This is a genomic window from Sphingopyxis sp. (assembly GCF_036402335.1).
Classification (GTDB): domain Bacteria; phylum Pseudomonadota; class Alphaproteobacteria; order Sphingomonadales; family Sphingomonadaceae; genus Sphingopyxis.
This window is the reverse complement of sequence record NZ_DASWTD010000271.1, coordinates 1-6,608: the sequence shown is the minus strand read 5'-3', so window position 1 is coordinate 6,608 and position 6,608 is coordinate 1. Positions and strand designations below refer to the sequence as shown.

General features: G+C 66.2%; 6 protein-coding genes. All 6 read left to right on the top strand.

Features of this window, described 5'->3' with window-relative positions; all coding sequences use genetic code 11:
- The first annotated feature begins 98 nt into the window (after window positions 1-98).
- A complete protein-coding gene (gene recN / locus VGD20_RS08630) occupies window positions 99-1,769 on the top strand; it encodes a DNA repair protein RecN (RefSeq protein WP_331134052.1) in 1,671 nt (556 codons plus the stop codon).
- Window positions 1,766-2,452, top strand: a complete 687-nt coding sequence (locus VGD20_RS08625) for a GNAT family N-acetyltransferase (protein ID WP_331134051.1) — start codon at window positions 1,766-1,768, stop codon at window positions 2,450-2,452. Before recN ends, VGD20_RS08625 begins: the two co-directional genes overlap by 4 nt.
- Entirely contained in the window at window positions 2,449-2,844 is a 396-nt protein-coding gene (locus VGD20_RS08620; RefSeq protein WP_331134050.1) for a putative quinol monooxygenase, read from the top strand. Before VGD20_RS08625 ends, VGD20_RS08620 begins: the two co-directional genes overlap by 4 nt.
- Window positions 2,841-5,015, top strand: coding sequence for an NAD-dependent DNA ligase LigA (ligA, locus tag VGD20_RS08615; protein ID WP_331134049.1), 2,175 nt, complete (start codon window positions 2,841-2,843; stop codon window positions 5,013-5,015). Before VGD20_RS08620 ends, ligA begins: the two co-directional genes overlap by 4 nt.
- 92 nt (window positions 5,016-5,107) lie before the next feature.
- On the top strand, window positions 5,108-6,247 hold the full coding sequence (locus VGD20_RS08610) for a sterol desaturase family protein (protein WP_331134048.1): 1,140 nt from the start codon (window positions 5,108-5,110) through the stop codon (window positions 6,245-6,247).
- 39 nt (window positions 6,248-6,286) lie between these two features.
- On the top strand, window positions 6,287-6,608 hold a 322-nt coding region (locus VGD20_RS08605), incomplete at its 3' end, for a hypothetical protein (protein ID WP_331134047.1).

The window sequence follows — 6,608 nt, the reverse complement described above, 5'->3', positions numbered from 1 at the left end:
AGCATCCTTATGTTGTGCCGATAGCGGCCCCCGCCTTCGCGGGGGCGACGAGCGATTACCGAATAGATTCGCATTTTGTTCTGCGGTAAGGACAGCCCGTGCTAACCGCTTTGTCCATCGCCAATATCGTCCTGATCGAGCGCCTTGACCTCGATTTCGAGGCCGGGCTGGGTGTGCTGACGGGCGAGACCGGCGCAGGCAAGTCGATCCTGCTCGACGCGCTGGGCCTCGCGCTCGGCGCGCGCGCCGACAATGCGCTGGTGCGGCAGGGGACCGACAAGGCGCAGGTGACCGCGAGTTTTGTCGCGCCGGCATCGGGGACGAAGCTCGCCGCGCTGCTCGCCGAGAATGACATCGCACTGGAAACCGGCGAGCCGCTGCTGATCCGCCGTACATTGAAGGCCGACGGCGGCAGCCGCGCTTTCCTGAACGACCAGCCCTGTTCGGCGGCGCTGCTGCGCGAAGTCGGAACCCATCTTGTCGAAATCCACGGCCAGCACGACGACCGCGGCCTGCTCGCGCCCGCGGGGCACCGCGCGCTGCTCGACGCCTATGCACGCGCCGATACGCGCGGCGTCGCTGCCGCCCATGCCGCCTGGCGCGCCGCCGAGGAAAAGCTCGCGGCCGCGAAGGCTGCAATCTCCGAAGCCGAGCGCGACCGCGAATGGCTCGAGCATTGTGTCGCCGAATTGCAGGCGCTCGCGCCCCAGCCGGGCGAGGATGCCGAACTCTCCGAAGCGCGCGCCACGATGCAAAAGGGCGAGAAGGTCGCGGGCGACCTCGGCGCGATCATGGAAGCGTTCGAGGGCAGCGACAGCGGTCCGGCGCAACTGCGCGGCGCGGCGCGGCGGCTCGACCGGCTCGCGGGCGACCATCCGTTGCTCGCCGAGGCGCTCGCGGGGCTCGACCGCGCGATCATCGAGGCCGACGAGGCCGAGAGCAAGCTGCACGAAGCCGCGCGCGCGATGGAATATGACCCCGAACGGCTCGAGGCGACCGAGACGCGGCTGTTCGAACTCCGCGCGATGGCGCGCAAGCACAATGTCCAGCCCGACGAACTCGCCGAACTCACCGGCACGCTCGCCGCCAGGCTCGACGCGATCGAAGGCGGCAGCGCGGGTCTCGCGAAACTCGAAACGGCGGTCGCCGAGACCGCGGCAGCCTATACCCACGCCGCGACCGCGCTGTCGGACCAGCGCAGCAAGGCGGCGACCCGCCTCGACGACGCGGTTGCAGGCGAACTCGTTCCGCTCAAGCTCGACGCCGCGCGCTTCCAGACGCTCGTCGAGCGCCTCCCCGCCGAACGCTGGGGACCCGAGGGCATGGACCGCGTCGAGTTCCTGATCTCGACGAACCCCGGCGCCCCCTTCGCGCCGCTCGCCAAGATCGCGTCGGGCGGCGAACTCTCGCGCTTCATCCTCGCATTGAAGGTCGCGCTCGCCGAAGAGGGCGGCGCCGACACGATCATCTTCGACGAAATCGACCGCGGCGTCGGCGGCGCGGTTGCTTCGGCGATCGGCGAACGGCTCGCGCGCCTCGCGGGCGCGGGCAGGCAATTGCTCGCGGTGACGCACAGCCCGCAGGTGGCGGCGAAGGGCGCCGCGCACTTCATCATCGCCAAGTCGAGCGAGGGGACGGTGACGCGCACCAGCGTCCACGCGCTCGACGACGCCGGTCGCCGCGAGGAAATCGCGCGCATGCTCTCGGGCGCCGAAGTGACCGAAGAGGCGCGGGCGCAGGCCGAGCGATTGCTGGAGATCGCGGCATGACGCCGCACCCGCTCGATCGGCCAATCTGGAGTATGTTGACCGGCCGGCAGGCGCATCTGGCCGAAGGCGATGCACGGGCGGTGCGGATCGACCGCGGCTATGGCGTGTTCGGCGTGGCGGCGGACGACGGCGCCGAAGCACAGGCGGCGCTTGCCGCACTTGTGCCCAACGAGGGCGAGCTCTGGATCGTAGAGGGCGAACCATGGCCCGTTCCGCCCGGCACGCGCGAGGTCAAGCGCGCCGTCCTTGCGCAGATGGTCGCCGAGGGCGCACCGCCGCCACCGCGCCAAGGCGAGCCCGTGATCATTCTGCTGGGCGAGCAGGATGCCGCCCAAATGGCAGAACTCGCCGATCATGCGAAGCCCGGGCCATGGGGGCCAGCAACACATCGTTACGGGCCTTTCTTCGGCGTGCGCGAAAATGGCCGGCTGCTCGCGATGGCGGGGCAGCGCATCCTCGTGCCCGGCATGGCCGAGGTCAGCGGTGTTGCGACATGGGAAGATTGCCGCGGGCGCGGGCTGGCCCGGACGCTGATCGGACATGTCATGCGCGAGATGGTGGCGCTCGGAGAAACGCCGTTCCTGCACAGCTACGCCGACAATGCGGGTGCGATCGCGCTCTATGAATCGCTCGGTTTCCGCATCCGCCGCGAGGTGCATGTGCTGGCGATCGCCAAGGCATGAACCGGCGCGAGCATCTTGCCGCGATGCTGGCGATGGCCGCAGTCTTGCTGCCCACAACGAAACTGCGCGCACTGGAGGCCATGATGGAAGAAGCCGATCCGCAATATGGCCTGCTCGGCCAGATGATGGCGCAGCCCGGCCAGCGCGCCGCGCTGGTCGCGATCCTGTCGGAAGGCACCGGCACGATGCCCGGCAATATCGCCTATCTGATCGGCGAGGACAGCGCGAACCCCGACGCAATCTGGATCGTCGAGCTGTGGGACAGCAAGGACGCGCACGCCGCGTCGCTGAAACTACCCGCGGTGCAGGAGGCGATTGCAAAGGGTCGCCCGCTAATTGCAGGATTTGGTACTCGCGCCGAATTCAAGCCGGTGGCAAAGACCGGTGCATGACCGAAATCGAATCCCTGTCGCTGGCCGACGCCGCCAATGAATTGATGCGGCTCGCAAAAACGATCGCCTATCACAGCAAACGCTATCATGCCGAGGATGCCCCCGAGATTTCGGACGCCGATTATGATGCGCTCGTCCGCCGCAACAATGACCTCGAAGCCGCCTTCCCGGCGCTGATCCGCGCCGACAGCCCGAACAAGCTGGTGGGTGCCGCGGTCGAGGCGTCGCCGCTCGCCAAGGTCACTCATGCTCAGCGCATGATGAGCCTCGACAACGCCTTCGCGGCCGAAGATGTCGAGGAATTCGCCGCGCGCGTGCGACGCTTTTTGAACCTTCCGGGCGATGTGGTCGTCGCGCTGACCGCCGAGGACAAGATCGACGGCCTGTCCTGTTCATTGCGCTACGAAAAGGGCGAGCTCGTACAGGCGGCGACGCGCGGCGACGGCAGCGTGGGTGAGGATGTTACCGCCAATGTCCGCCACATCGCCGACATCCCGCAGGCATTGAACGGTGCTGCCCCCGACGTCTTCGAGATCCGCGGCGAAGTCTATATGGCAAAGGCCGATTTCACGGCGCTCAACGAGCGACTGATGGAAGAGGGCAGGGCACTCGCGGCACAGCGCGAACAGGATTTCGATCCGGCGACTGTCCGTCAGTTCGCGAACCCGCGCAACGCCGCCGCGGGATCGCTGCGCCAGAAGGACGCGAGCGTAACCGCGTCGCGCCCGCTGCGCTTCCTCGCGCATGGCTGGGGCGAGGTCAGCGGGCTTCCCGCCGACACCCAGTATGACGTCATGAAGCAGATCGAACGCTGGGGTGCCCCGGTGTCGCCGCTCCTCAAACGCTACGACAACGTCGCCGACATCCTCGCCCATTATGCCGAAATCGAACGCCGCCGCGCCGAGATGGACTATGACATCGACGGTGTCGTCTACAAGGTCGACCGCCTCGACTGGCAACAGCGGCTGGGCTTCGTCGCCAAGGCGCCGCGCTGGGCGATCGCGCATAAATTCCCCGCCGAACGCGCGCAGACCACATTGGAAAAGATCGAGATACAGGTCGGTCGCACCGGCAAGCTCACTCCCGTCGGGCGGCTCACGCCCGTCACCGTTGGCGGCGTCGTCGTATCGAACGTTACGCTTCACAACCGCGACGAGATCGGCCGACTCGGTGTCCGCCCCGGCGACCGTGTCGTCATACAGCGCGCGGGTGACGTGATTCCGCAGGTGGTCGAGAATCTGACCCGCGACGAGGAGCGCGCGGCCTATGAATTCCCGGTCAAATGCCCCATCTGCGACAGCGAGGCCGTTGCGGAAGAAGGGGAAGTCGACGTCCGCTGCACCGGCGGCCTCATCTGCAACGCGCAAAAATTCGAGCGCCTGCGCCACTTCGTGAGCCGCGGCGCGCTCGATATCGAGGGGTTGGGCGAGAAGAGCATTCAGGAATTTCTCGACCTCGGCTGGCTCGACAAGGGGCCGGCTGACATCTTCCGCCTCAAGAGCCATCGTGCCGATCTGCTTGGGCGCGAGGGTTGGAAGGAAAAGTCGGTCGACAATCTGTTCGCCGCGATCGAGGCCAAGCGGCAGCCCGACGCTGCGCGGCTGCTCTTCGGCCTTGGCATCCGTCATATCGGCGCGGTGACCGCGCGCGATCTGCTCAAGGGGCTCGGCGATATAAGGCGCCTCCCCGTAAAGGCGGCCGAGATCCACGCGTGGCTGGAAGCCAATCCGCGGGCCGAGGGCGAATCCGACGGCAAATATACGGCGCGCCGCGTCGAGGCGTTCAAGGCGATCCTCGAAGTCCGCGCCGACGGCATCGGCATTGCGGTCGGCGAAGCGCTCGCCGACTTCTTCCACGAACCGCACAATCGCGACCTGTGGGACGATCTCCTCTCCGAAGTCGCGCCCCCTCTCTACGTCGTCGAGACGCGCGAGAGCGAAGTGTCGGGCATGACGGTGGTATTCACCGGCAAGCTCGAGACGATGAGCCGCGACGAGGCAAAAGCGCAGGCCGAAGCCCTCGGCGCCAAGGCTGCGGGGAGCGTCAGCGCGAAAACCGATCTCGTGGTTGCAGGGCCGGGTGCGGGATCGAAGCTCAAGCAGGCGAGCGCGCTCGGCATCCGTGTGATCGACGAAGCCGAATGGGCGGAGATTGTCGCGGCGGCGGGTTAGCATGATAGTAAGTCGTGCGCGCCATCACAGACGGCGCGGCGGAAATGCTGTGAGGGGGCCACATGGCAAAGCGTGATTATCTTCAGAACCTGATGCGCGATCTTGAATCGCATACCGAAGTGCGGCGGTTCGGCAGCGGCTGGTTGTCGGGCTTTTTCGGGCTGCTCTTCGCGATCGCGGGCTTCTTCATGGTGATCGCGCTGCGCTTTCCCGACTGGTTCGCGACGCCCGAACTTGCAATCCTCAAGAACTGGGGCGGCTTCCGCGGGGTCGTCCATATCACGTTGCTGATCAGCTACGGCCTTTCCCTGCTCAGCCTGCTGCTGCGGCCACGGAAAGTGCTTGGCCTCACCGCGCTGATGATCGGGCTCGCCGCGATTCTCGTCGGCGGCGCCAACGTCCAGCCGCAGGAAACGCGCGATTGGGGCATTTTTTTCGGGCTCGACTTCTTCGTCGTGAACCTGCTCGTCACCGGCTTCATGTTCGCGCCGCTGGAGCGCGCCTTTCCGCATCGGCGGACGCAGCGGCTGTTTCGTACCGAATGGCGCGAGGACCTCTTCTATTATCTCGTCAGCACGATGTTCGTGCAGGTGCTCGGTTTCCTCGCGCTCGCCCCGTCGACGATCATCAACGAGAATACGTCGAGCTGGGAGGCGTTTCGTGCCGGGGTCGCGTCGCTGCCGTGGATCGTGCAGTTCGTCATCGTGCTCGTCGCGTCGGACATGGCGCAATACTGGTTCCACCGCACCTTCCACCGCTACCCTTTCCTCTGGGGCTTCCACGCGGTGCACCACAGCGCGAAATCGATGGACTGGCTCGCGGGCTCGCGGATGCATTTTGTCGAGATCATCCTGCTCCGTTCGATCACCTCGCTGCCGCTCTTCACGCTCGGCTTCGCGCCCTCGGTGATGCAGGCCTATATCGGCTTCGTCTATGTCTGGTCGTCGCTGCTCCACGCCAATGTCGGGGGTAATTTCAACCGGCTCGGCCACTGGATCGCGACCCCGCGCTTCCACCACTGGCATCATGGGCTCGAACGCGAGGCGTTCGACGTCAATTTCGCGATCCATTTCCCGTGGATCGACAAGATGTTCGGCACTTTCCATCTGCCGAAGGACCGCTGGCCCGAAAATTACGGTATCCCCGAAGATGTGCCCAAACATTATTGGGGCCAGTTCCTCTATCCCTGGACGCGCACCGGAAAGAAGACCGACGAAACACCGGCCGAATAGCGGCTTGCCAGTGCAAGGGCGCGAGCATAGGAGCGCCGTGTGAGTCCGCTCGCCGCCTTTCGCCGTCCCGGCATCCTGCTGCTCCTGCCGTTGCTGCTCGCGCTCGCCGCGCGCGTGATTGTCGCGCCGGGCTGGATGATCGAGAGCGATGCGGGCGGGTCGATCACCGTGCGCATCTGTTCGGACCCGTCCAATCCGGGCGGGACGATGACGATCCCGCTGGAAAAAGCTGGCAGCCACGATGCGGGCGAGGCGCAGCAGCATTGCCCGTGGGGCGCGCTCGCCAATGCGCCGATCGTTCCCGATCTGCCTGTCCTCGCTGCTGCGCCGATGGCTGTCGAACCCATCCCGGTCGCGGCTC